The organism is Stenotrophomonas sp. STEN031, from assembly GCF_056759975.1.
Window position 1 is genome coordinate 1 of record NZ_JBRREA010000022.1, and the last position, 22,396, is coordinate 22,396.

The window sequence follows — 22,396 nt, forward strand, 5'->3', positions numbered from 1 at the left end:
CCGCTCTACCATGGCCGCAAGCACAAACCACAACCCGATTGCACCCACCCCGCCCCCAGCGCGGGCTGGTGTTATTTGTGGGTGTTGTGGGAGCGGGGGCAGCCGCGAAGCCGGCACCATTGAAACTGCCAGCCACTCCACAACCTGACAGAGCGTCTGCTTCGCGGCTGACGCCGCTCCTACAAAACCCCAGTGCTTCAACAATTGCAGCCATCGCCGCCGCCGCCGATACTCGGCGCGGCCATGAACCCGCTTTCCCCTTCCCTGCTGCAGGCCGCAACCGACATCCCGGTGATGGTCGGTTTCAGCGGCGGCCTGGATTCCACCGTGCTGCTGCACCTGCTCGCCAACGCCCCTGGACGCCAGCCCGGCAGCCTGCGCGCACTGCATGTGCACCACGGTCTGCAGACGCTTGCCGATGACTGGCAACAGCATTGCAGCAAGCTCTGCGCGCAGTGGAACATCCCGCTGCAGGTAGTGCATGTCGATGTCCCGCGCGACACTGGCCAAGGGCTGGAAGCGGCTGCCCGTGATGCCCGCCATGCCGCCTTCAAGACACATCTGCTTGAAAACGAATGGCTGGCCCTGGCCCACCATCAGGACGATCAGGCAGAAACTTTCCTGTTGCGCGCACTGCGCGGCGCCGGTGTCGACGGTCTTGCCGCGATGCAGGCACAACGCCGCTTCGGGGCCAGCACCTTGTGGCGCCCACTACTGCAGGTAGCGCGCAGCACGCTGGAGGCCTACGCCCGCCAGCACGCGCTGCAGTGGATCGAGGATCCCAGCAACAGCAGTGCGGATTTCGACCGCAATTTCCTGCGCCTGCAGGTGCTGCCACTGCTGCGCCAGCGTTGGCCCCATGCAGACGCAGCGATGGCACGCAGCGCCGCACTCGCGGCACAGGCAGCGGCGCTGTTGCATGAGGACGATGCGAGCTTGCTACTGCATTGCCTGGGTGCTGAGAACGCGCTGCTGCTGAGCGAGCTCAAGCAGCTCGCAGCGCCGCAACAATCCCGCGTACTGCGCCTGTGGGCGAAGCAACAAGGGCTGCCAGCACTTCCGGCCAAGGGCGTGCAGGCAATCCAGCAACAGCTGCTGTCCGCTGGCCATGACCAGCAGGCCGAGTTCCGCTGGCAGCAGGTCCGCATCGTGCGCTGGCGGGACCAGCTACACGCAGTGCCCTTGATCAAGCCCTGGCCCGAGGGCTGGACGCGCGAATGGGACGGCGCTGAACCAGTGGATCTACCCGACGGCGGCAAATTGCTGCTGCAAGGCGCGGGCGCCTTCGATGAACCGCTGCAACTGCGCCAGCGTCGCGGTGGCGAGCGCATCCAACTGCCAGGGCGCGACCACAGCCACCAACTCAAGCATTGCCTGCAGCAGGCTGACGTGCCGCCATGGTTACGCGCGCAACTTCCCCTGATCTGCGCTGGCGACAGCGTGCTGGCGGCTGCGGACCGGGTGATTTCGGCTCCCCTGCAGGCATGGCTGCAGGCTCACGACGCGTCACTGCAATGGCAGCCGCCAGGCCCGGTGAATTGACCCTTTCCCGCTGGCCGCTCACACTTGCACCATGGCAAAGAAGTCCCCCAATGAAGCCTCACCGGTGGCCCACTTCGAGCAATCGCTCGAAGAGCTGGAGCAATTGGTAGAGAAGATGGAAGCCGGCGACCTGAGTCTGGAACAGTCGCTGACCGCATACGAGCGTGGCGTAGGCCTCTACCGCCAGTGCCAGCAGGCGCTGGAACAGGCGGAACTGCGCGTGCGCCTGGTTTCCGATCCGGCCCAGCCGGAAAAATCCGAACCCTTTGAAAGCAGCGGCAATGAAGACTGACGCCCTGCTCACGCGCTGGCTGCAACGTACCGAAGAACAGCTGCAAGACGCCCTTCCCGACCCGGAACTTGCCCCGCAGGGCCTGCATCAGGCCATGCGCTATGCCGCGCTGGGCGGCGGCAAGCGCATGCGCCCCATGCTGGTCTACGCCACCGGCCATCTGTTCGGTGCCGATGAGGCACGTCTGGATGCAGCCGCCGTAGCGGTCGAGTTCATCCACGCGTATTCGCTGGTGCATGACGACCTGCCCGCGATGGATGACGACGACCTGCGCCGCGGCCGACCCACCACCCATATCGCCTTTGACGAGGCCACTGCGATTCTCGCTGGTGACGCCCTGCAGACCCGTGCCTTTGAGATCCTGGCAGGTGCGTGGATGCCGCCGGCATTGGCGTTGAACTGCATACAGACCCTGGCCAGCGCCTCCGGCGCCGCCGGCATGTGCGGCGGCCAGGCACTGGACATCGATGCCACCGGCCAGCAGCAGGCACTGGCCGACCTCAAGCAGATGCATGCCATGAAGACCGGCGCCCTGATCCGCGCCGCGGTACGCATGGGTGCGCTGTGTGGTGAAGCCAGCGACGCCCAGCTTGCGCAGCTGGACAGTTTCGCCGACACCCTGGGCCTGGCTTTCCAGGTCCGTGACGACATCCTCGATGTCGAAGCCAGCTCGGAGCAACTGGGCAAGACTGCCGGCAAGGACCAGGCGCAGGACAAGTCGACCTTCCCCTCCTTGCTGGGCATGGACGGCGCAAAGGCCACGTTGTCGGAACTGGCTGCCGCGATGCAGGCGGCACTGGTTCCATTCGGCCAGCGCGCGGCAGCATTGGCTGCATTGGCCGAACTGACGGTGCGCCGCACGCACTGACCGCGCTTCTGCAGGCCCCGGGTAGCGCTGTGCCACGGGGCTCTCATACCAGTCCCTTCCCCGTCCGGCCTGCAGGCATTGCATCAGGCCGCACCCCAGAGGTGCGCAAGCCGACCTTGCCCCCCCCTTGGCCCCGGCAAAGGGAGCGGCAAAACCGCCGCGCTTGGCATAAACAAAAAGCCCGGGATTCCCCGGGCTTTTTATCAGACAAACATCGCGCTGATTACTTGATCAGGCGGATCGTCATCGGATAGCGGTAGGTCTCGCCCTTGTTGGCCGCCAGGCCAGCAAGGATCGCGAACACCAGACCACCGATCCATGCAGCCAGATAGGTCAGGAAGCCGATCACCACGACCATCAGGATGCCGCTGATGAAGTAGGCACCCAGCAGCGTGAGCTGGAAGTTCAGCGCTTCCTTGGAGTTGGCGTTCAAGAAGGCCTTTTCCGGCTTGTCCTTGTTCACCAGCCACACGATCAACGGCACGATGAAGCTGAAAAAGATGCCCGACAGGTGCACCAGCATTGCAATGCTGTTGTCATCGGAAGCGCCTGCGCTGGTCGGCGCCGGCGGCGGAGTGTTCTGGTAGTCGCTCATTGTTTCCCCAAGATCCTTGTAAAGGGCTTATCCATAAAGGTAGACAGCTATAGGAAGTCTATTAACTTCCACATAAGAATAGTCCGCTGTTTAGTAAGACTGCGTCAATCATTACCTGCCACAGTCATCTTCCCGACAAGGATCGAACCGGTGGCGACATGCGAACGCTTGTCCACGTCGTTACCTACTGCTTCGATACCGGCAAACATCTGCTTGAGGTTGCCAGCGATGGTGATGCCGTCTACCGGGTAGGCGATCTGCCCGTTCTCCACCCAGAAACCGCCAGCACCCCGTGAGTAATCTCCGGTGATCCCGTTCACGCCCTGCCCCATCAGTTCGGTGACCAGCAAACCCGTGCCCATACCCGACAGCATGGAGGCCCGATCACCCGCATTGGCCTTCACTTTCAGGTTGTGGACGCCACCGGCATTGGCCGTGGTCTGCAAACCGAGCTTGCGCGCCGAGTAACTGCCCAGGATGTAACGCTGCAGTACGCCGTCGGTGATCAAGGCCGAGTTGCGGGTTGCAACCCCTTCGCCGTCGTAGGAACTGGAGCGCAGGCCGCGACGCAGCAGCGGCAGCTCGTCGATGGCAAACCAGTCCGGGAACAGCTGGGTGTCCACACTGTCGAGCAGGAAGCTGGCACGGCGATACAGGGCGCCACCGGACACCGCGCTGAGCAGGTGGCCGATCAAGGAGCGCGCCATTTCCGCGGCGAACAGCACCTGCACCTCGCCGGTCGGCAACGAGCGCGGCTGCAGGCGGGCGACCGTGCGCTCGGCCGCGCGCAGGCCCACCGCTGCCGGGTCGTCCAGGTCTTCGCGGGCGATGGCACTGGTGTACCAGCCATCACGCTGCATGCCATCGCCTTGCCCGGCGATCAGCGCGCAACCGATGGAATGGTGGCTGCTGCGATCACGGCCGATGAAGCCATGCGAGTTGGCATATACCGACACGCTCTGCGCCGTGGAGGCCGACGCGCCGTCGGAATTGCTGATGCGGCTGTCGCTGTCACGGCCAGCCGATTCACAGGCCAGCGCCAGGTCCACTGCCTGCTCGGCGGTGAGCGCCCACGGATGCCAACCGTCCAGATCGGGGAACTCGGTGGCCATCAGCGCCGGATCCGCCAACCCGGAGGCCGGGTCGTCCTCGGTATGGCGAGCAATCGCACAGGCCTGGGCCACGGTGGCCTCCAGGTTGGCTTCCTGCAGGTCGGCGGTGCTGGCACTGCCCTTGCGCTGGCCGAAGTACACGGTCACCGCGATGCCGCGGTCGTGCGTCGCCTCCACCGTTTCCACCTCACCCAGGCGCACGTTCACATCCAGTCCACGGTCTTCGCTGCAGCTGACTTCCGCCTGGCTGGCGCCCATGGCACGGGCCCGCTCCAACAGCTGCTGGGAGATGCCGGCCAGGCGCTCCAAGCGCTGCAGGCTGTCGTCGGCGGCAGGGTTATCGGTGCTAATGACGTTCAATGCTTTATCCTTGGTGGCCGAATCCCTTCACATCTGCCCGGTTTTGCAGGACCGGCGGCGTGGCGTGGATTCTTCGTGAAGCCCGGCGAGCGCCTGGCTTTCCTGTCATGAAGTTTAGTAGGTAGCAGTGCGATGCGTGGACGCGATCAAGAAACCGGTGAATATTTGGGCGAAAGCCGTAGCCAGAACCGGCGCGAAGCGCTGGAAGTACTGGCCCTGGGCGAAACCCTGGTGGCGCTGACCCCGGCCCAGCTGGCACGCCTGCCGATCCCGGAAGGCCTGCTGGAACACATCGAGTACTCCAAGCGCATCACCTCGCATGGCGCGCGCAAGCGCCAGCTGGCCTTCCTGGCCAAGCAGATGCGCCGCGAGGAAGACGAGACGCTGGACGCGATCCGCAACGCGCTGGACGCCAACAGCGAGACCTCGCGCCGCGAAGTGGCGATCATGCACCGCATGGAGCGCTGGCGTGAGCGGCTGCTGGCCGAGGGCGATGTCGCCCTGGGCGAGCTGCTGGACGAGCATCCGGAGGCCGACCGTCAGGCCCTGCGTACCCTGGTACGCAACGCCTTGGCCGAAAAGGCCAAGAACAAGCCGCCGCGCGCCTACCGCGAGATCTACCAGGTATTGCGCGAGCTGATGCTGGTGCCGGTGTTGAGCGCGGCAGCGGAAGTTGCTGGCGATGATGACGATGCTGCTGATGATGTGGATGGCGACGACGAGCAGGATTGAGTTGGATTGAGGGGCGTTGCTGCTGGTTTGGTTCTGCAGCGAAAAGCTTCCCCTCATCCGCCCCTTGCGGGGCACCTTCTCCCGCTCGCGGGAGAAGGGACGGCTGGCATGTGAAATTTGGCGGAGTCAGCTCGAACTGCAGCTCTGCAATCCCTTCTCCCGTTTACGGGAGAAGGTGCCCGAAGGGCGGATGAGGGGGCTCTTCAGCCTCAAACTCAAGCCTGGGTACCACCCACCGTCAGCCCATCAATCAGCAAGGACGGCTGGCCGACACCGACCGGCACGCTCTGCCCGTCCTTGCCGCAGATACCCACACCTTCATCCAGTGCCAGATCGTTGCCGATCATGCGTACCTTCTGCATGGTTTCCGGGCCGTTGCCGATCAGGGTTGCGCCCTTCACCGGCGCGGTAATCCTGCCGTCTTCGATCAGGTAGGCCTCGGTCGCCGAGAACACGTACTTGCCGCTGGTGATGTCGACCTGACCGCCACCGAAGTTGACCGCGTACAGGCCCCTTTTCACCGAACGGATCATCTCCTCCGGGTCATGGTTGCCGGCGCGCATATAGGTATTGGTCATGCGCGGCATGGTCATGTGCGCGAAGGATTCGCGGCGGCCGTTGCCGGTCGGCGCAACGCCCATCAAACGGGCATTGAGTGTGTCCTGCATGTAACCGACCAGGATGCCGTCCTCGATCAGCGTGGTGCACTGGGTCGGGGTGCCTTCATCGTCGATGTTCAAGGAACCACGGCGGCCATCGAGGGTGCCGTCATCGACAATCGTCACGCCCGGCGAAGCCACGCGCTCGCCGATACGGCCGGCATAGACGCTGGTGCCCTTGCGGTTGAAGTCGCCTTCCAGGCCGTGGCCGACCGCTTCGTGCAGCAGCACGCCGGGCCAGCCCGGGCCCAGCACCACCGGCATCACCCCGGCCGGCGCCGGAATGGCTTCCAGATTCACCAGTGCCTGGCGCAGTGCTTCGCGCGCGAAGGCTTCCGGGCGCTCACCGGCAAACAGTTCTTCGTAGCTGTAGCGACCACCGCCACCGGCATAGCCGGACTCGCGGCGACCGTTCTGCTCGACGATGACCTGTACGTTCAAACGCACCAGCGGGCGCACGTCGGCGGCCAGCACGCCGTCGCTGCGCGCGATCAGCACCGTATCGACGCCGCCGGACAGGCTCACCATCACCTGCTGCACGCGCGTATCGGCGGCACGCAGGAAGCGATCCAGGCGCTTGAGCACCTCCACCTTGGCCTCGTTGCCGATGCTGTCCACCGGGTCCAGCGCCGGGTACAGCGCGCGTGCGCTGCCCCGCACCAGCGAGCGCACGTTCTGCGCGCCGCCCTCGCGGGAGATGGCGCGCGCCGACTGCGCCGCCGCCAGCAAGGCGCTCGGCTGGATATCGTCCGAGTAGGCAAAGCCGGTCTTTTCGCCGGCAATGGCACGCACGCCGACACCCTGCTCGATCGAATGCGCGCCATCCTTGACGATGCCGTCCTCCACGCTCCAGCTCTCGCGGCGCGAGTGCTGGAAGTACAGATCGCCGAAATCGATACCCGGCCCAAGCAAGGTGCCAAAGGTGCGTTCCAGGCGATTGGCGTCCAGCCCGGCGGGCAGCAGCAGGCGGGTTTCGGCGAGCGAGAGAGCGTTTTCGGTCATGACATTCCAGATGGGGGCAGGCGCGCCATCATGCAAGCCTGCGCAAATTCAGGGGGAGCTCGCCGCCCTGGGGGTCACCGCGGGCGGCGGCAGACGGGCGGCATCACGGTCCAGCACTTCGACCTTGGGATCTTTCCACGGCCCGGTCACCTTGTAGGTCTTGGAGCCGATCTCGCCCAGCGGCTTACCCAGCACGGCATTGGCGGCCGCGCCTACGGCAGCACCCACCGGGCCACCGGCTACCGCGCCGACCACGGTGAGCAGGTTGCCCGAGCGTGGATTCACGTCGATGGTCTGGTTGAACTGCTGGGCGACCAGGTCAGCCTGGCCGCGGATGGTGATCTCCGCCGCCGGTGCCTCGATGGCGATCTTGTCGGTACTGGCCTGGCCGTTGCCGAAGCGCATCGCACCTTCCACGTGGTTGAAGGCCAGGCCCTTGGAAAACAGATCGCGGAAATCAAACAGCAGGCGCCGTGGCAGCTGCGCCACGCTGAGCAGACCCAGCACCCGCCCCGCACCCGGTTCCACTTCCAGCAATTGGCCGTTGCGCAGGTTCATGTCCATGCCGCCCTGCAGGCTGGCGAGGTTGAAGGCCGCCGGCCCCCCTTGCCAGCCGGCCTGCAGATTGACCTTGCCCTGCCCTCCACGCAGCTGCCCGGCATAGCCAAGCCGCTGCAGCAGGTCGCCCAAGTCCTCGCTCTGCACGGCGGCAGTGGCCTGGGTACGCGCCTGTGCCCCCATGCCACGCCATTCCCCGTGCGCATCGATCACCTGCTTGGGCGCGCGGATCGCCAGCTCCTGCACCTGCAGGCCATCACTGGTCGGGCGCGTGCGCAGTCGGGTCTGGCCAAGCTTGACCGTGGCGAACTGCAGATCGTCGATATCCAGCGCCAATGGCGGGATGTTGGCCGGATTGATGGCCGCTGCCGGGGTGTCGCTGGATTCTGCCGTGGCCGCCTTGGCGGCCTGCCAGTACACACGCGCCAGTTGTCCGCTGACCGTGCCGCCATCGGCGGTGGGGACGCGCAGGTTGCCCGCCAGTGCGGGGCCATCAAGCTGCACGGCAACGGCGTCGGCACCGGGCCGCAACTGCAGCCGGGTCTGCGCGAAGCGCCCGCCCACCAGCAACAGCTGGTCAGCCAATACGTCGACCTGCTTGAGCGCCACACCGCCGTCGCTGCCATCGCTATCGCCACCGCGTGCCAGGGTGATCCACTCCAGCGCATCCAATGAAGGAGTGCGGCCATTGACCACCAGCCCCTCGGCCGGCGGCTCGTGATCGACAGCATCGCTTCCCATGGTGACCTGCACGCCGGTCTTGCCGTTCTGACTGCGCGCGGCCAAGGCCATCAGCTTGCCGAAGGAGACATCAATGCGCCCCGCGCCCATCGGCAAGGCGGCCTGCACGGTCGTCGCCAAGGCATCGGCAGCCGGCTTGTTCAACGGTGCCGGCAACTGCAGGCGGGTGCCCTGCAGATCCGAGCGCAGGGTCAGCAGGGTTGGCGGGCCCGTACGCGCGCCAACCTGCTCCTTGGGCAGGCTGACCCCCACCGTCCATGCCGAGGTGCCATGCACATAGGGCTTGAGCCAGGCCAGCTCCGGCGCGCGATCCAACAGCTTCCCGGCGTCCAGGTCCGCACTGAGCTCGGCCTCGAAGGCATGCGAGGGGTCCTTGACCGGCTTGCCGGCGCGCAGCGCCAGCACGCCGTCACGCTCCTGATGGCGTACCTGCAGGGCCGGCGCATCGAAACCATCGCTGCTGTACTGGGCCTTGCCGCGCACACCCTCGAACTGCAGGTCCCAGCGTTTGTCCGCCATGCGCACGCCACGCAGATCGATATCGCCGCGCAGATGCCCACCACCATCGTGGCGCAAGGGCAGCAACAGGTCGAAATTGACGGCAGCGGGGCCGGCGACGCTCAGGTTGTCCAAGGTGTCGCCATAACTGGCCTGCAACGGACTCTGCCGCAACATCGCCAGCAAGCGCCCACTTTCATCGACAGTACTGGCCTGCACCAGCAGCCGGGAATCGGCAAAACTGGCGATACCCGCGCGTAGCTGATCCACCTTGACCCCGGCCAGCGCACCACGCCCGCTCAGTTCAAATCCGCCGCCAATGAAATTGATATCGGCGTTGACGTGCTGCATCAGCGGCCAATCCTGCTGGAAGCGGATCGACCCGTCATCGATATGCCCACCGGCCTCGAACCGGCCGTTGTTGCCGGTGAACGGCCAGTCGTCCAGATCGCCTACCGCCAAGCCGGTGCCACCACGCAGGGTGCCATCGACCAAGGCCGCATCCAGCCAGTTCACCGCCGCCTCGCTCATGTTCGAGCGCACCCAGAACTGCTTGGCGGCAGTCATCGGCACATCATCGATCTTGGCCGCCAGGCCTATCCACGGCCGCGTGCCATCGCCCTGGAACCACAGCCCACCGCGCACATCGGCAGCATAGTTCCTGCCCTGCACCCGCAACGCCGGCGTCCCGACCTGCCAACCGGCACCTTCGCGCCACCCCACCAGGTCGCCGGAAAGCTGCAGCTCATGCAGCACGCCGAATCCGGTCGGCCAGTCAAAGCGCACCACGTGATCCGGCTTCAGCGCCAGTGAAAATGCCTGCGCATCGCCTTCAAAATGCCCACGCAAACCGCTCAGGCCGGGGCTGCCACCGACCGCAGCGAAGCTGGCATCGAGCAACTCGCCACTGGCCCGCAGCGGACCATCGGCCGTGCCCAGCAGGTTGATATCCGCAAACCGCAGCGACGGTTTGGAACGATGCAGCCAACGCCGCAAGCTGGGCTCCAGGCGGTCGCTGAGCGCCAGCACCTGCAGCAACGGACCGGCATCAAGCTGCTTGCCCTGGACCGCGAAATGCCGGCCGCCGGCGAGCAACAGACCATCCAGCGCCTGAGTGTTGCCGTCGGCAGCGATCCGCAGCGTGGGGGCATCCAGCCGCCAGCCACCCTCGATCAGCTTCCAGCGCGCGCGCAAGCGCAGCTTGCTGAAAGCCACGGTCGGCGCGGCACCAGCGCCCGGCAACGGTGCACCTGCCAATTGCACATCGTCCAGTTCACCCGCGGCGGTGACCGCCACCACGCGTTTGTCCTGCAAGCGTACCCAGCTCTGCAGTTCACCCTTGCCCTGGCGCAACTGCACGCCCGCAAATTTCAGCAGCGAGGACCAGGCACCCAGTTCGGCTGGATCGGCCGAGAACCAGGCCTGACCATCGCCACGTTGACGCTGGAAATCCAATACCGCGGTAACCGGCGCGGCGCGGGTGTCGATCCAGCCCTTGGCACCTACCCGCAGACGCTCACCGTCCACGCGCAGGCGCAGGTCGATGCGAGGAATACGCGTTTGCAGGCCGATGGACGGCGCCTGCACCTGCAGTTGACCGCCAATCACCTGCAGCTCACCCAGCCTGCGCAGGGCGTCCAATGGATCGCCGCCGGCCCTGGACTCGGGCAGACCACGCACCGACCAACGGCCGTCATCGGCCCGTTGCAGGGTCAACGCCAGTCCGCGCAGGCGCAACTCGGTCAGCGGCGCGCCAGGCAGCAGACCCGAATACACCGCCACCAGTACTTCAGCCTGGCCGATGCGTACGCCTTCGCCCTGCCCCACCCGCAAGCCATCGAGCTGCAGGATCGGGCCACGCCGGGTCCAGCGCGTGTCCAGCTTATCGAAGGCTACCGGTTGCCCGGCGCGTTCGCTCAACCAGGCAGCCACCTTGTCCGGGTGTGCCTCCACCATCGGCAGCAACTGGCTGACCGTGCCGACCAGCAAAGCCACGCACACCAGCGCGATCGCCAATGCCATCAAGGCGTAGCGACGGAAGCGGCGTAGGCGGTGGCGCAACAGCGTGGTCATCAGCTCACTTCGTGCTTCCGTGCGGCGAAGTGAGCGCGCTCAGAGCAGCACGACATCGAACTGCTCCTGCAGGTATTGATCATCGGCCTGGAAGCGGATGCTCTTGCCGAGGAATTCCTCCAGCTCGGCCACCGCCGCCGACTCTTCGTCGGTGATACGCGCGACAACCTTGCTCGATGCAATCACCAGCAGGCGCGCGGCTTCGAACTGGCGCACGGCACGGGTGATCTCGCGGAAGATCTCGTAGGTCACGGTCTCGGCAGTCTTGATGCTGCCGCGGCCGCTGCACTGCGGGCAGGTTTCCGACAGCTGGCGCTCCAGGCTCTCGACCGTGCGCTTGCGGGTCATTTCGACCAGCCCCAGCGGCGAGAAGTCGTACACCGTGGTCTTGGCGTGGTCGCGCGCAAGCGCCTTTTCCAGCGTGCGCAGCACCTGGCGGCGGTGCTCGGCGTCATCCATGTCGATGAAGTCGATGATGATGATGCCGCCCAGGTTGCGCAGCCGCAGCTGGCGGGCGACCGTCTGCGCCGCTTCCAAGTTGGTGCGGAACACGGTCTCTTCCAGGTTGCGCTGGCCAACGAAAGAACCGGTATTGACGTCGATGGTGGTCATCGCCTCGGTCTGGTCGATGACCAGATAGCCACCGGACTTGAGCGGCACCTGCTTGTTCAAGGCGCGGACGATCTCGTCCTCGACCCCGAACATGTCGAAGATCGGGCGGTCACCGGTATACAGCTCCAGCTTCTCGCCCAGCACCGGCATGTACTTGGCCACGAAAGCCTGCAACTGGCCGAAGGTTTCCTTGGAGTCGACCTTGACCTTGTCCACGTCCTTGCGGATGAGGTCGCGCACCGAGCGCAACGGCAGGCTCAGGTCCTCGTAAATGATGCTGCACGGCGGCGCCTCGCGGCCGCGCCGCTCCACCACCGCCCAGACCCGCGACAGGTAGGAGATGTCTTCGGCCAGGGCCTCGGCCGGCTGGCCTTCGGCGTTGGTGCGCACGATGTAACCGTAGCCGCCGTGCTGGGCCGAGATCTCGGTGACCAGTGACTTCAGGCGGGCGCGCTCGCCCTCGTCCTCGATGCGGGCCGAAACCCCGACCATCTTGGACTGCGGCAACAGCACCAGGTAACGCGAGGGAATGCTGATCTGCGTGGTCAGGCGAGCACCCTTGGTGCTGATCGGGTCCTTGACCACCTGCACCACCACGTCCTGGCCATCGCGCAGCAGCTCCACGATCGGCACAGAGGAGGGCAACGGCAGGCTGGGCGCGGTTTCGTCGGTATCGGCCGCGACCGGCGCCGGCCGCACCACATCATTGGCGTGCAGGAACGCAGCGCGGTCCAGGCCCACCTCGACGAAGGCCGCCTGCATGCCCGGCATCACCCGCTGCACCTTGCCCTTGTAGATGTTGCCGACCACGCCCCGGCGCCAACCGCGCTCGATATGCAGTTCCTGCAACATGCCGTTCTCGATCACCGCCACGCGGGTTTCGCGCGGGGTGACGTTGACCAGAATTTCTTCAGACACGTCCTTCATTCCCCCTTGTCCATGGAATCTTCGTCCGCGCCCGCGGCAAATGCCGCCAGCAGCGCGGCGGTCTGTTGCAATGGCAACCCCATCACCCCGGAGTAGCTGCCGGCCAGATGGCTGATGAAACGCTCCGCCCCGCCCTGGATGGCGTAGCCGCCGGCCTTGCCCATCGGCTCGCCAGTGGCGACATAGGCCTGGATCTGCGCCGCGCTCATCGGCGCGAAGGTCACTTCCGAGACCACCGTGTCCAATGCATGTCGCCCGGCCGCAGCCAAGGCCACCACGGTGATCACCCGGTGCGTGCGCCCGGCCAGCGAGGCCAACATGGCCGCCGCGTCGTCGGCATCGGCCGGCTTGCCATAGACCCGGTCATCCAGCACCACCTCGGTATCGGAGCCCAGTACCACGGCTTGCGGATCATCGGCGACCAGCGCCAGCCCGGCCCGGGCCTTGTCCAGCGCAACCCGGCGCACATAGGCCTCGGCCGCCTCACCCGGCGCACGCTGCTCCGGCACCTCCAGGTCGAGGGCGCGGAAAGGCACATCAAGGCGGGACAGCAGTTCGTTGCGACGGGGCGAGCGGGAGGCGAGATAAAGCATCGTGAAAGCATAACCCGCGCCAGCAACCTGAATGATGAGCATTGCTGGCAAAGTGACGGCGACCCCATCATGGCTCACCACCCGTTCATCGCCCTGTGTTCATTTTCACGATCCAGCCAAGGAGGATCACCATGCGCCGTACCGCCCTCGCCCCACTGCTGCTGTCCCTGTCACTCGCTCTTGGAGTCTCGATGACCGCCCATGCCCAAACCGTCCCGGCCGTGGTTGCCAGCGACGCGACCTTGTTGAACGTCTCCGCCCAGGCCGAAGCCCGCCGGGTGCCGGATGTGGCCACCCTGTCCGCCGGCGTGGTCACCCAGGCGGTCGATGGCAACACCGCCATGCGCGACAATGCCGTGCAGATGGACAAGGTGATGGCGGCGATCAAGGCCGCTGGCATTGCCGAGCGCGACATCCAGACCAGCGGCATCAACCTCAGCCCGCAGTACCGCTACGCCGAGAACGAAGCGCCGAAGATCACCGGCTACCAGGCCAACAACACGGTCAGCCTGAAGGTGCGCGACATCAGCAAGCTGGGCAAGGTGCTGGACAGCCTGGCCGCGCAGGGGGCCAACCAAATCAATGGCCCCAGCTTCGAGATCGACCAGCCCGAGCCGGTCTATGACGAAGCCCGCCTGGCCGCGCTGAAGAAGGCCCAGGCCCGTGCCGAGACCTATGCCAAGTCGCTGGGCCTGCGCGTGCGCCGTATTGTCAGCATTTCCGAAGGCAGCCAGGGCGGTTTCCGGCCGATGCCGATGATGGCCATGGCCGCCGGCCGCGCCAACAAGATGGAGATGGATACCGCGGTGTCGCCGGGCGAAACCACCGTCTCGGTCAACCTGGACGTGGTGTTCGAGCTGGGCCGCTGAGCCAACCAGCAGCTGCAACAAGAACGGCGCCTACGGGCGCCGTTTTTACTGGCAGCGACGCCTGCGCTTGTTTGTGGGAGCGGCGTAAACCGCGAAGCTGACGCCGCTGCCGGCAGTAGCAGCTCTGATCCCGCACTCGCTTCGCGGCTGACGCCGCTCCCACAAGGTCCTACCTGCCTGCCACCACGCAGTCCGTAGCCCGGGTAAGCGCAGCGCACCCGGGGCTGTTCGCGCACAACGGCAAGCCCCGCAGATTTGTGGGAGCGGAGTAAGCAGCGAAACCGGGAGAGCTGAAGTCGATGACAGCCGTACCAACTGATTGAGTAACTGCTTCGCGGCTGACGCCGCTCCCACAAGGTCCTACCTGCCTGCCACCACGCCGCTCCGGCGCCCTCAAGCTGTCCGCCAGCTGACCAGGAACATTCCCCCCGCTTGCCGAACGTCTGAATAAAAGGCGCACTGCAGCCAGGGGACGCACATCTGCAACCCCGTCCCGTGTCATCGCGCGTTGTTCTCTGTCACACGCCCACGCATGGAGGTGGTACATGGTCCGCACGCAACAACGCAGTCCGTCCCTGCACGTAGAACCCTCGCGCATCCTTGCCTACAGCACTGCCCTGGCACTGCACGCGCTTGCCCTGGGCCTGTTGTTGATTCCGCTGTCACAGGTACCACTGCAGCGGGAGGCCGAGCGGGAGCGCTGGCAGGTTCCCGACGTCAAACCCATCGTTCCCAATCCGCCAACGCCACCGGTCGAGGTTCCGGTAACCCGCGCCCCGGCCACGCCTCCGCGACAACCGGCACTGGCGGCGCCCGTGGACAGCACGCCGATGCCGGTCTTCGCCACCGAAGCGGTCGTCACCGCGCCAGTGGATGTCGCCCCTGTCATCGACGACAGCCCGGCAATCGCCCCGATCGGCGCGTCCGCGCCGCTGCAGGGCGTGCAGCTGCGCTACCTCTCGGCGCCGGCGCCAAGCTACCCGCGTGAGGCATTGCTGGCCGGCGCCCAGGGCACGGTGACACTGCGGGTCTTGGTGGACGTGGACGGCTCGCCATTGGAAGTCAGTGTCGAGCACAGCAGTGGCAATCGCAGTCTGGACACCGCCGCACGCAACCAGGTGTTGCGCCGCTGGAAGTTCCAGCCCGCCACGGATGGTGGCCGTCCGGTACAGGCATACGGACTGATCCCGGTCGACTTCAAACTGGGCTGAACAGGGCAAATGAGCGCTTATGGCAGCGATTTCTAAACGCTGCCATAAGCGCCGCCAAACTGTCTGTGGCTATTAATGATTATTTCACTGCGTCGTCACCCATGGGAAACCTAGATTCGCGGCCGTCGATGTTCTTGGCCGCGTTCTGGCGGCCTTCTTGCCGCTGTTCCCTGGAGAGAGACCGTGAAACATCCGACTTACCTGCGCAGCAACCGCCTCAGCGCGGCCATCACCGGCAACCTCAGCCGCCTGCTTCTGCTTCCACTGACCCTGGCAACGACTGCATCGTTGGCCATGGCCCAGGAGCAGCAGGCCACCAACCTGGACCGGATAACCGTCACCGGCTCCAACATCCCCCGCGCCACCACTGAAACCGCCTCCCCGGTGCAGGTCATCACCCGACAGGAAATCGACCGCACCGGCAAGGCCACCATCGCCGAATACCTGCAGACCCTGACCAGCGACGGTGCCGGTTCCATTCCCAAGAGCTTCGGCACCGGCTTTGCCGGTGGCGGCTCGGGCATTTCCCTGCGCGGCCTGGGCGCAGCATCCACCCTGGTTCTGCTCAACGGACGGCGCATGGCGCCGTACGGCCTGGCCGATGATGGGCAGAAGGTCTTCACCGACCTGAGCGTCATCCCGATGGATGCGGTCGAACGCGTCGAAGTACTGAAGGACGGCGCCTCGGCGATCTATGGCTCCGACGCCATCGCCGGCGTGGTCAACATCATCCTGCGGCGCGACTTCACCGGCGCCATGCTCAAGGCTTCCTATGGCACCTCCGGTGACAGTGACGGCAATGCGCGCAAGGCCTCGCTGACCGCCGGCGTGGGCGACCTGGACACCGATGGCTTCAATGCCTTCGTCAGCATCGACCTCAGCAAGACCGATGACATCCGCATTTCCGACCGTCGCAACCGCAAGTGGATCGGCAACGGCGACCTGAGCCCTTATGGTTTCGATCGCGTCGCCGGCGGCCAGTTCTTCCCGCTCAACGGCGCCATCACCTCCAACGGCACCGTCGCCGGCAGCTCACCGGCGGGCAGCATCCGTGACCCCGCTACGGGCATCTACCAGTCCTTGCCCGGCTGTTCGCAGTTCTCCAATATCAGCCCGGTCGATGCTGGCGGCGGCTGCCTGTGGCAGACCCAGGATTTCCGCAGCCTGAGCCCGAGCGAGGAATTCGGCAACCTGTTCGCGCGCGGCACCTTCGTGCTTTCGGACAACTTCGAGATGTACGGCGAGTTCGGCTACTCGAAGAAGAAGAACGTGTTCTACAACACGCCCAGTGGCGTCTCCGGCACCTGGGGTTACCCGGGCGGCCCGGTCAATGCCAGCAGCGGCCCCGGCGCCACGGTGCTGGGTGCGGACCATCCGGACAACCCCTTGGGCGTGGACGCACGCCTGCGTTATGCAGCCTTTGATGTTGGCCCGCGTGTCACCACCAACACCAATGAATTCACCCGTTTCCTGGTTGGCGTGAAGGGCACTGCCGGCGACTGGGATATCGACACCGCCTACCTGCACTCGGCCACGCAACTGGTCAACGAACGCACCGGTTTCCTGCGTTACAGCCACGTGCGTACCGCACTGACCGACCCCAACAGTCCGGTCGGCTGGTGGCGTATCGGTGCCAACGCAGGACAGAACTCGCAGGCGTTGTACGACTACATCTCGCCCACCATCCACGCCAATGCCTCGACCACACTGGACATGATCGACTTCAAGGCATCGCGCAGCCTGGCCGATCTGGCCGGTGGCCCGCTGGGTTTTGCCATCGGCGCCGAATACCGCCGCCAGAAAGCCAATCTCGACCCGCAGAGCTACACCGATCTGGGCGACATCATCGGCCTGGGCTACTCGGCCTATAAGGGCACCCAGGAAGTTGGCGTGCTCTACTCGGAAATCGTAGCGCCGGTGCTGGACTCGCTGGAGTTGTCCGGCGCCCTGCGTGTGGACAAGTACAAGGACGGCGATACCGCCACCACGCCGAAAGTCGGCCTGAAATGGACGCCTGCCGATTGGATCGCCTTGCGTGCCACCTATGCCGAAGGCTTCCGCGCCCCCGGTCCGGCTGAAGCCGGCGACGGCGGCCTTGCGGCTTTCAGCGCCGCGCGCGACCCAGTGCGTTGCCCGAACGGTACGCCGGCACCGGGCGCGACCGCGGTGGACTGCGCGGTCAGCCTGGCCATCATCACTTCGGCCAACCCCGACCTGAAACCGGAGAAGTCCAAGAGCTATACCGTCGGCCTGGTGCTGGACCCGACCTCCAGCACGACGATGACCTTCGACGCCTGGCAGATCAAGCGCACCAACGAGATCAACCAGGGCGATACCGATCTGGCCCTGGCAGCCGGCCGCGGCATCCGCTCGGACAACGACCTGCCCGGCATTCCCAACAGTGGCAGCCTGCTGGCGGTCAGCGTTGACTACATCAACTCCGCCTCCACCACCATCCGCGGTTTCGACTTCGACATCCGCCAGCGGGTGGCCCTGGGCAACTATGGCAAGCTGCTGATGGACCTGCAGTGGACGCGCATCAACTCGTTCGAACGCGACGATGGCACTGGCACCGTGTACCAGTACGCCGGCACGCACGGCAACTGCGATGTCACCAACTGCATCGGCACGCCCAAGGATCGGCTCAACCTTGGCCTGACCTGGGACATGGACCGTTTCAGTATCAGCGGCATCGCCAATTACATCGGCAGCATGGACAACGTCGCCTTTGAAGGTGACAGCTGCGCCAACCACTATGGCGATGGCTCCGATGCACCACGTGGTTGCGAACTGCGTTCGTTCTACACCATCGACCTGTCCGGTCGCTGGCGTGCGACCGATGCGTTCGAGATCTTCGGCTCGGTCCAGAACGTCACCGACCGGATCGCGCCGCTGGATCCGCTGACCTATGGCGCGGTCAACTACAACCCGCTGCATTACAGCGGTGCGGTTGGCCGTTACTACACGATCGGCGCCAAGTACACGTTCAAGTGATGTCCCCGGCCCCGGCGCGAGCGCGCCGGGGCCACGTGGGCGACAAAGGCGCGCCCGCGCTGCCGGCAAGAGTTCCTCACCCAGCCGGCCTGTCATCGTCCCCCGCGTCCGCAGGCAATGGCAGACTGTCGCATCCACTCGCTGCCGGAGCGCCCACGCCATGTCACCTAGCTTGCCGCCCATGGAGGCTTTCCTGCAGGCGATCGAACGGTTTGCCGCAGCTTCAAACGCCCCCAGCGCCGAACAGGCCTTGGCGGCTGTGGCCGACACGTCAGCCAGCCTGCCATTGGACAACCTGGACAGGCTGGAACGGCGTATCCGCTGGGAACTCTCCGCCGCGAAGCCGGCGCATGCAGGTTTCTGGTCTCGGGCAAAGCCTGCCCGACACCTGTCCTGGCTGGATCTGGGCAATGCCGATGGCCATGTGCGTGAACGGACCCTGCGCAGCTTGTCGGCGGCACCCAATGCGCTGTGCCTGGCGTTGGCGCTGCGCAGGTTGAACGATTGGGTGCCTGAAGTGCGCGCCGCCGCGCGCGCGCATCTTCCCGGTATTGCCCACAGCTCAGCACCGGAACATGTGGCGGAAGCTTTATGGGCGGTGCTGTGCAACGTCGCCTCATGGGGCAGGTTGGGTACGCCGGAACGTCACACTCTCGATGCGCTGATTGCCTTCGAGCCGGTGCGGCTGGCCCTGTACACACGCATCTGCAACGCCGCCACCGGCCCGGCCACGTCGATCCTGGTGCAGATCACCCGCACGCCGGTTTTCGATCCTTGGCTGCACACCCTCGCTCGGCAGGCGGTGCAGCCCGCCGTCCGCGCCAGGACCCTGCGTTTCCTGCTGGAAGGCCGCGCATTCTGGTTCGCAGGCCGCGCATGGACCTGGACGGATCTGAAGTGGTGCGAAGGCAAATACGAGCCAGTGATCGACGAACGTCCACTGCAGGTGAACTATCCACGGCAGGAATTGCTGGAAACGGCGCTGCGCGATGCCGCTCCTGCGGTCCGCCACATCGCCGCGGAAACCCTGATCCTGCACCTGCCCAGCTTCGGCGCGCAGGCAAGCGCACTGGCCACGATCCTGGCAGCGGATCGATCAGCGCGGATCGCCGCGCGCGGACGCTTTGTACTGGCACAGCTGGCCAAAGCCACCTGCCCCGCCTAGCTGCGGTGCAGGCACGCGCACGATGGCGCCCGACCTGCACAACACCAAAAAAAAACCCGCATCTCGCGATGCGGGTTTCCTTGAATCTTGGCGCCCGAAGTTGGACTCGAACCAACGACCCCCTGATTAACAGTCAAGTGCTCTAACCGGCTGAGCTATTCGGGCGGGGAGGCGCATTCTATACGTTAATTACGCGCGATGGTAGGGGTGATTGGCCAACATCGCTGCCGCGCGGTACAACTGCTCGGCAACCACCAGCCGAACCAGCATATGCGGCAAAGTCAGCGGACCTATCGACCACTTCTCGTCCGCCACCGCAGACACTTCCGCAGCATGCCCTTCCGGGCCGCCGATCAGGAATGCCAGGTCACGCCCCTGCGTGCGCCAATGCTCCAGCCGCTGCGCGACCTGCTCTGAACTGAGCTGCCTGCCGGGCACATCAAGCGCCACCACATAGGGATTCTTGGGTAGCGCTGCCAATACCCGCTTGCCCTCGTCCTCGATCGCACGCCGGGGGTCACGCCCCTTGCCGCGCAGGCCCGGCTCGATTTCCACCAATTCCAACGGCAGCCAATGCGACAGCCGCTTCTGGTACTCGGCAAACCCCTGCGCCACCCAGGACGGGGCGCGTTCGCCGGTGGCGATCAATCTGGCTTTCATGCGTGGACTCCTATCAGCCTGCACAAACGAAGACGGCGCCCTGCGGCGCCGTCACAGAAACAGAAGCTGCGGCCTTTGGGCTCAGCCAGCATCCTGTTCGTCTTCGTCGTCGTAGGCCGAACGCGGCTGGTCGCCGACGGTCCACAGACGCTCCAGCGCATACAGCTCGCGCACGCGCGGCAGCATGACGTGGACGATGACATCACCCAGGTCGACCAGCACCCACTCGGCTTCGCGCTCGCCTTCGACACCCAGCGGCATCACCCCCAGGTTCTTGGCGAAACGCACGACTTCCTCGCCAATCGACTTGACGTGGCGGGTGGAGGTGCCGGAGACCACCACCATGTAATCGGCCACGCTGGACTTGCCACGCACATCGAGCTCGACGGCATCCCGGGCCTTGATCTCCTCAAGGGCGGAGTGAACGGACGCCAGCAGGGCCGGTACGGAAGGTGCCGGGCTGGGCATTTGGGTCTTGATGACTTGGGCTTCGGTGGTCAAAGCAGCAGAACTCGATGAATTAAGGGGAACGATTATAGAGAACCTGGCCGCAGCCGGCATTCACACCCGCCCGCCACTGCCATACAGGCCTTGCGCAAGGATGTACTCCGCCACCGCCGAAGGCAACAAATCACGCCATTGCCCACCGTTTGCAATGGCCGCACGCACCACGGTGGCGGACTCTGCATGCAGCGGTTGGCGCAGTCGCCAGACCCGCCCCGCCGGTTGAACGGACAGCGCTTCGGCCGTGCTGGCCCAGGCGCCGTGCAGCCGCTGCGCCAGTTCCGCTGGCAAATCACCGTCCAGGCCACTGCCGGGGCGTTCAGCCACCACGATATGCGCCAGGTCGAGCAGGTGTTCCCATTCATGCCAGCTGGGCAGGCCAAGCAGGCTGTCGGCCCCCATCAGCATCGCCAGCGGCCGCTGCGGGCCGATCTGGGCGCGGATGTCACGCAGGGTGTCCACGGTCCAGGACGGCACGCCGGGCTGTCGTTCGGCACGCTGCAACTCGCGGGTATCCACCCGTAGCCCCGGTGTGCCGGCTATCGCCAGCATCAACATCTGCGTGCGCTGGGCGGCATTGGCCCCCGGCGGCGCACGGTGCGGCGGGTCGGCGGCCGGCATCAGGTGTACCGGCACCTGTAATTCGGCGGCTGCGCAGCGGGCAATGGCTAGGTGGCCGTTATGAACCGGGTCGAAGGTGCCGCCGTACAACAACCACAGGCCAGCGTCCTCGGCACCGGTGGCCGGCGGCGGCGCCGCCGCCATTCAGCGCACGCCCCGGACGAGCAGGCGCACTGCCCGCGCCTCGGCCAGCGCCACCAACAAGCGTTCCAGTGCCAGCCATGGATCGCCTTCGGCGCGGCCCTTGGCCATGCGATCAACCTGCGAGGCCTCGGCGACAAAGCGCTCCCAGCGACGCGGATCGGGATGACGCTGCAGGGCCCGTTTGAACGGCGCCTGCCGCGACTCCCAGATACCTTTCGATTTCATTTCCGCCGCAAGATTGCCGCCGCTGGCCTGCACCCGCGCCAGCCCAGCGGTAATCAGCAGTTCGCGGATCAGGATGGGCATCAGCGCGGCCACCGCCTCGCCTTCCGCGCGCAGCCCCGCGACCATCCGCAGCACCGCTTGCGCCTGCCCGGAGAAGGCCGCTTCGCTCAGCCGGAAAACGTCATAACGCGCCGCATCGGCCACCAACGACTCCATCTTGGCAACGTCCAGTGGCTGGCCATCGGCCAGCAAGGCCAGCTTGTCGATTTCCTGCGCTGCCGCCAGCAGATTGCCTTCGACACGTTCGCTCAGCCGCTGCACGGCTGCCGGATCGGCACGCAGCCCCTTGCTGCGCAGGCGCCGCTCGATCCAATCCGCCAGTTCATGCGGCTTGATCGCCCACGCCACCGACAGCACGCCCACCTTGTTGACGGCCTCGGCCCATTTGCCCTGGTGCGCCTTGCTCCATTCGCCGGCGGTGATCAGCAGCACGACATCCGGTGCCGGCCGTGCACAGAAGTCGCTGATGACCTCGGCGCCCTCCTTGCCAGGCTTGCCGTTCGGCAGGCGGACTTCCACCAGGCGGCGCGCACTGAACAGACTGGGCGCGTTGAAGCTGGAGGCCAGCTGCCCCCAGTCAAAATCGCGCCCATCGGCGTCGAATACCTCGCGTTCGCCGATGCCATCGGCACGCGCCTTGGCGCGCACCGCATCGGCAGCTTCAATTACCCGCAGCAGCTCCGGGCCGGCAATCAGGTACACCGGCGCCAGGGGCTGGGAAGCTATCTGGCTGGCCAGTTGTTCCGGTCGCAGTTCCATCGCTCAGGCCTGTTGCGTCT

18 protein-coding genes and 1 tRNA gene are annotated in these 22,396 nt (G+C 65.6%); 8 read left to right on the top strand and 11 right to left on the bottom strand.

Features of this window, described 5'->3' with window-relative positions; translation table 11 throughout:
* Positions 1-243 precede the first annotated feature (243 nt).
* The 3 genes from tilS to ACVOLQ_RS11700 are packed head-to-tail and all read left to right on the top strand — an operon-like array spanning position 244 to position 2,702.
* Positions 244-1,542: a tRNA lysidine(34) synthetase TilS gene (tilS, locus tag ACVOLQ_RS11690; RefSeq protein WP_481528114.1), complete on the top strand. Its 1,299-nt coding sequence runs from the start codon at positions 244-246 to the stop codon at positions 1,540-1,542.
* Between the two features lie 31 nt (positions 1,543-1,573).
* Positions 1,574-1,834, top strand: coding sequence for an exodeoxyribonuclease VII small subunit (locus ACVOLQ_RS11695; protein ID WP_313173824.1), 261 nt, complete (start codon positions 1,574-1,576; stop codon positions 1,832-1,834).
* Positions 1,824-2,702: a polyprenyl synthetase family protein gene (locus ACVOLQ_RS11700; RefSeq protein WP_313173825.1), complete on the top strand. Its 879-nt coding sequence runs from the start codon at positions 1,824-1,826 to the stop codon at positions 2,700-2,702. The genes ACVOLQ_RS11695 and ACVOLQ_RS11700 overlap by 11 nt, the downstream gene beginning before the upstream one ends.
* A gap of 223 nt (positions 2,703-2,925) precedes the next feature.
* On the opposite strand, the gene ACVOLQ_RS11705 is transcribed toward ACVOLQ_RS11700, so the two are convergent.
* Together ACVOLQ_RS11705 and pmbA are read right to left on the bottom strand one after the other, a co-directional pair.
* Positions 2,926-3,297 carry a DUF4870 domain-containing protein gene (locus ACVOLQ_RS11705; RefSeq protein ID WP_313173826.1) on the bottom strand — a complete coding sequence of 124 codons (372 nt, stop codon included), beginning with the start codon at positions 3,295-3,297 and terminating at the stop codon, positions 2,926-2,928.
* Between the two features lie 104 nt (positions 3,298-3,401).
* A complete protein-coding gene (pmbA, locus tag ACVOLQ_RS11710) occupies positions 3,402-4,769 on the bottom strand; it encodes a metalloprotease PmbA (protein ID WP_481528115.1) in 1,368 nt (455 codons plus the stop codon).
* A gap of 132 nt (positions 4,770-4,901) precedes the next feature.
* Between pmbA and yjgA the strand changes: the two genes are divergently transcribed.
* The gene (yjgA, locus tag ACVOLQ_RS11715) at positions 4,902-5,501 is read left to right on the top strand and encodes a ribosome biogenesis factor YjgA (protein ID WP_313173828.1); all 600 of its coding nucleotides are present in this window, start codon (positions 4,902-4,904) and stop codon (positions 5,499-5,501) included.
* A 215-nt stretch (positions 5,502-5,716) separates the two neighbouring features.
* On the opposite strand, the gene tldD is transcribed toward yjgA, so the two are convergent.
* The 4 genes from tldD to ACVOLQ_RS11735 are packed head-to-tail and all read right to left on the bottom strand — an operon-like array spanning position 5,717 to position 13,164.
* Entirely contained in the window at positions 5,717-7,162 is a 1,446-nt protein-coding gene (gene tldD, locus ACVOLQ_RS11720) for a metalloprotease TldD (RefSeq protein ID WP_481528116.1), read from the bottom strand.
* Positions 7,163-7,210: 48 nt separating this feature from the next.
* Complete coding sequence (locus tag ACVOLQ_RS11725; protein WP_481528117.1) at positions 7,211-11,032, bottom strand: YhdP family protein; 3,822 nt, start codon at positions 11,030-11,032, stop codon at positions 7,211-7,213.
* 39 nt (positions 11,033-11,071) lie between these two features.
* On the bottom strand, positions 11,072-12,562 hold the full coding sequence (gene rng, locus ACVOLQ_RS11730) for a ribonuclease G (protein WP_057627141.1): 1,491 nt from the start codon (positions 12,560-12,562) through the stop codon (positions 11,072-11,074).
* A gap of 5 nt (positions 12,563-12,567) precedes the next feature.
* Positions 12,568-13,164, bottom strand: a complete 597-nt coding sequence (locus ACVOLQ_RS11735) for a Maf family nucleotide pyrophosphatase (protein WP_313495018.1) — start codon at positions 13,162-13,164, stop codon at positions 12,568-12,570.
* A gap of 131 nt (positions 13,165-13,295) precedes the next feature.
* Here ACVOLQ_RS11735 and ACVOLQ_RS11740 point away from each other — a divergent pair, with 131 nt between their 5' ends.
* The 4 genes from ACVOLQ_RS11740 (at position 13,296) to ACVOLQ_RS11755 (ending at position 19,403) form a co-directional block, all read left to right on the top strand.
* Positions 13,296-14,033: an SIMPL domain-containing protein gene (locus tag ACVOLQ_RS11740; RefSeq protein WP_313173832.1), complete on the top strand. Its 738-nt coding sequence runs from the start codon at positions 13,296-13,298 to the stop codon at positions 14,031-14,033.
* Positions 14,034-14,578: 545 nt separating this feature from the next.
* Entirely contained in the window at positions 14,579-15,244 is a 666-nt protein-coding gene (locus tag ACVOLQ_RS11745) for an energy transducer TonB (protein WP_481528118.1), read from the top strand.
* Positions 15,245-15,427: 183 nt separating this feature from the next.
* The gene (locus ACVOLQ_RS11750) at positions 15,428-18,238 is read left to right on the top strand and encodes a TonB-dependent receptor (RefSeq protein ID WP_481528119.1); all 2,811 of its coding nucleotides are present in this window, start codon (positions 15,428-15,430) and stop codon (positions 18,236-18,238) included.
* A 160-nt stretch (positions 18,239-18,398) separates the two neighbouring features.
* Positions 18,399-19,403 carry a hypothetical protein gene (locus tag ACVOLQ_RS11755; protein ID WP_481528120.1) on the top strand — a complete coding sequence of 335 codons (1,005 nt, stop codon included), beginning with the start codon at positions 18,399-18,401 and terminating at the stop codon, positions 19,401-19,403.
* An 88-nt stretch (positions 19,404-19,491) separates the two neighbouring features.
* Here the strand turns inward: ACVOLQ_RS11755 and ACVOLQ_RS11760 are convergent.
* The 5 genes from ACVOLQ_RS11760 to holA form a co-directional block, all read right to left on the bottom strand.
* Positions 19,492-19,568: transfer RNA gene (locus ACVOLQ_RS11760), tRNA-Asn, on the bottom strand.
* A 24-nt stretch (positions 19,569-19,592) separates the two neighbouring features.
* A complete protein-coding gene (rlmH, locus tag ACVOLQ_RS11765; RefSeq protein ID WP_481528121.1) occupies positions 19,593-20,063 on the bottom strand; it encodes a 23S rRNA (pseudouridine(1915)-N(3))-methyltransferase RlmH in 471 nt (156 codons plus the stop codon).
* 81 nt (positions 20,064-20,144) lie between these two features.
* On the bottom strand, positions 20,145-20,564 hold the full coding sequence (gene rsfS / locus ACVOLQ_RS11770) for a ribosome silencing factor (protein ID WP_282269796.1): 420 nt from the start codon (positions 20,562-20,564) through the stop codon (positions 20,145-20,147).
* A gap of 60 nt (positions 20,565-20,624) precedes the next feature.
* On the bottom strand, positions 20,625-21,332 hold the full coding sequence (gene nadD, locus ACVOLQ_RS11775; protein WP_481528122.1) for a nicotinate-nucleotide adenylyltransferase: 708 nt from the start codon (positions 21,330-21,332) through the stop codon (positions 20,625-20,627).
* Complete coding sequence (gene holA / locus ACVOLQ_RS11780; RefSeq protein ID WP_313173836.1) at positions 21,333-22,376, bottom strand: DNA polymerase III subunit delta; 1,044 nt, start codon at positions 22,374-22,376, stop codon at positions 21,333-21,335.
* Positions 22,377-22,396 lie beyond the last annotated feature (20 nt).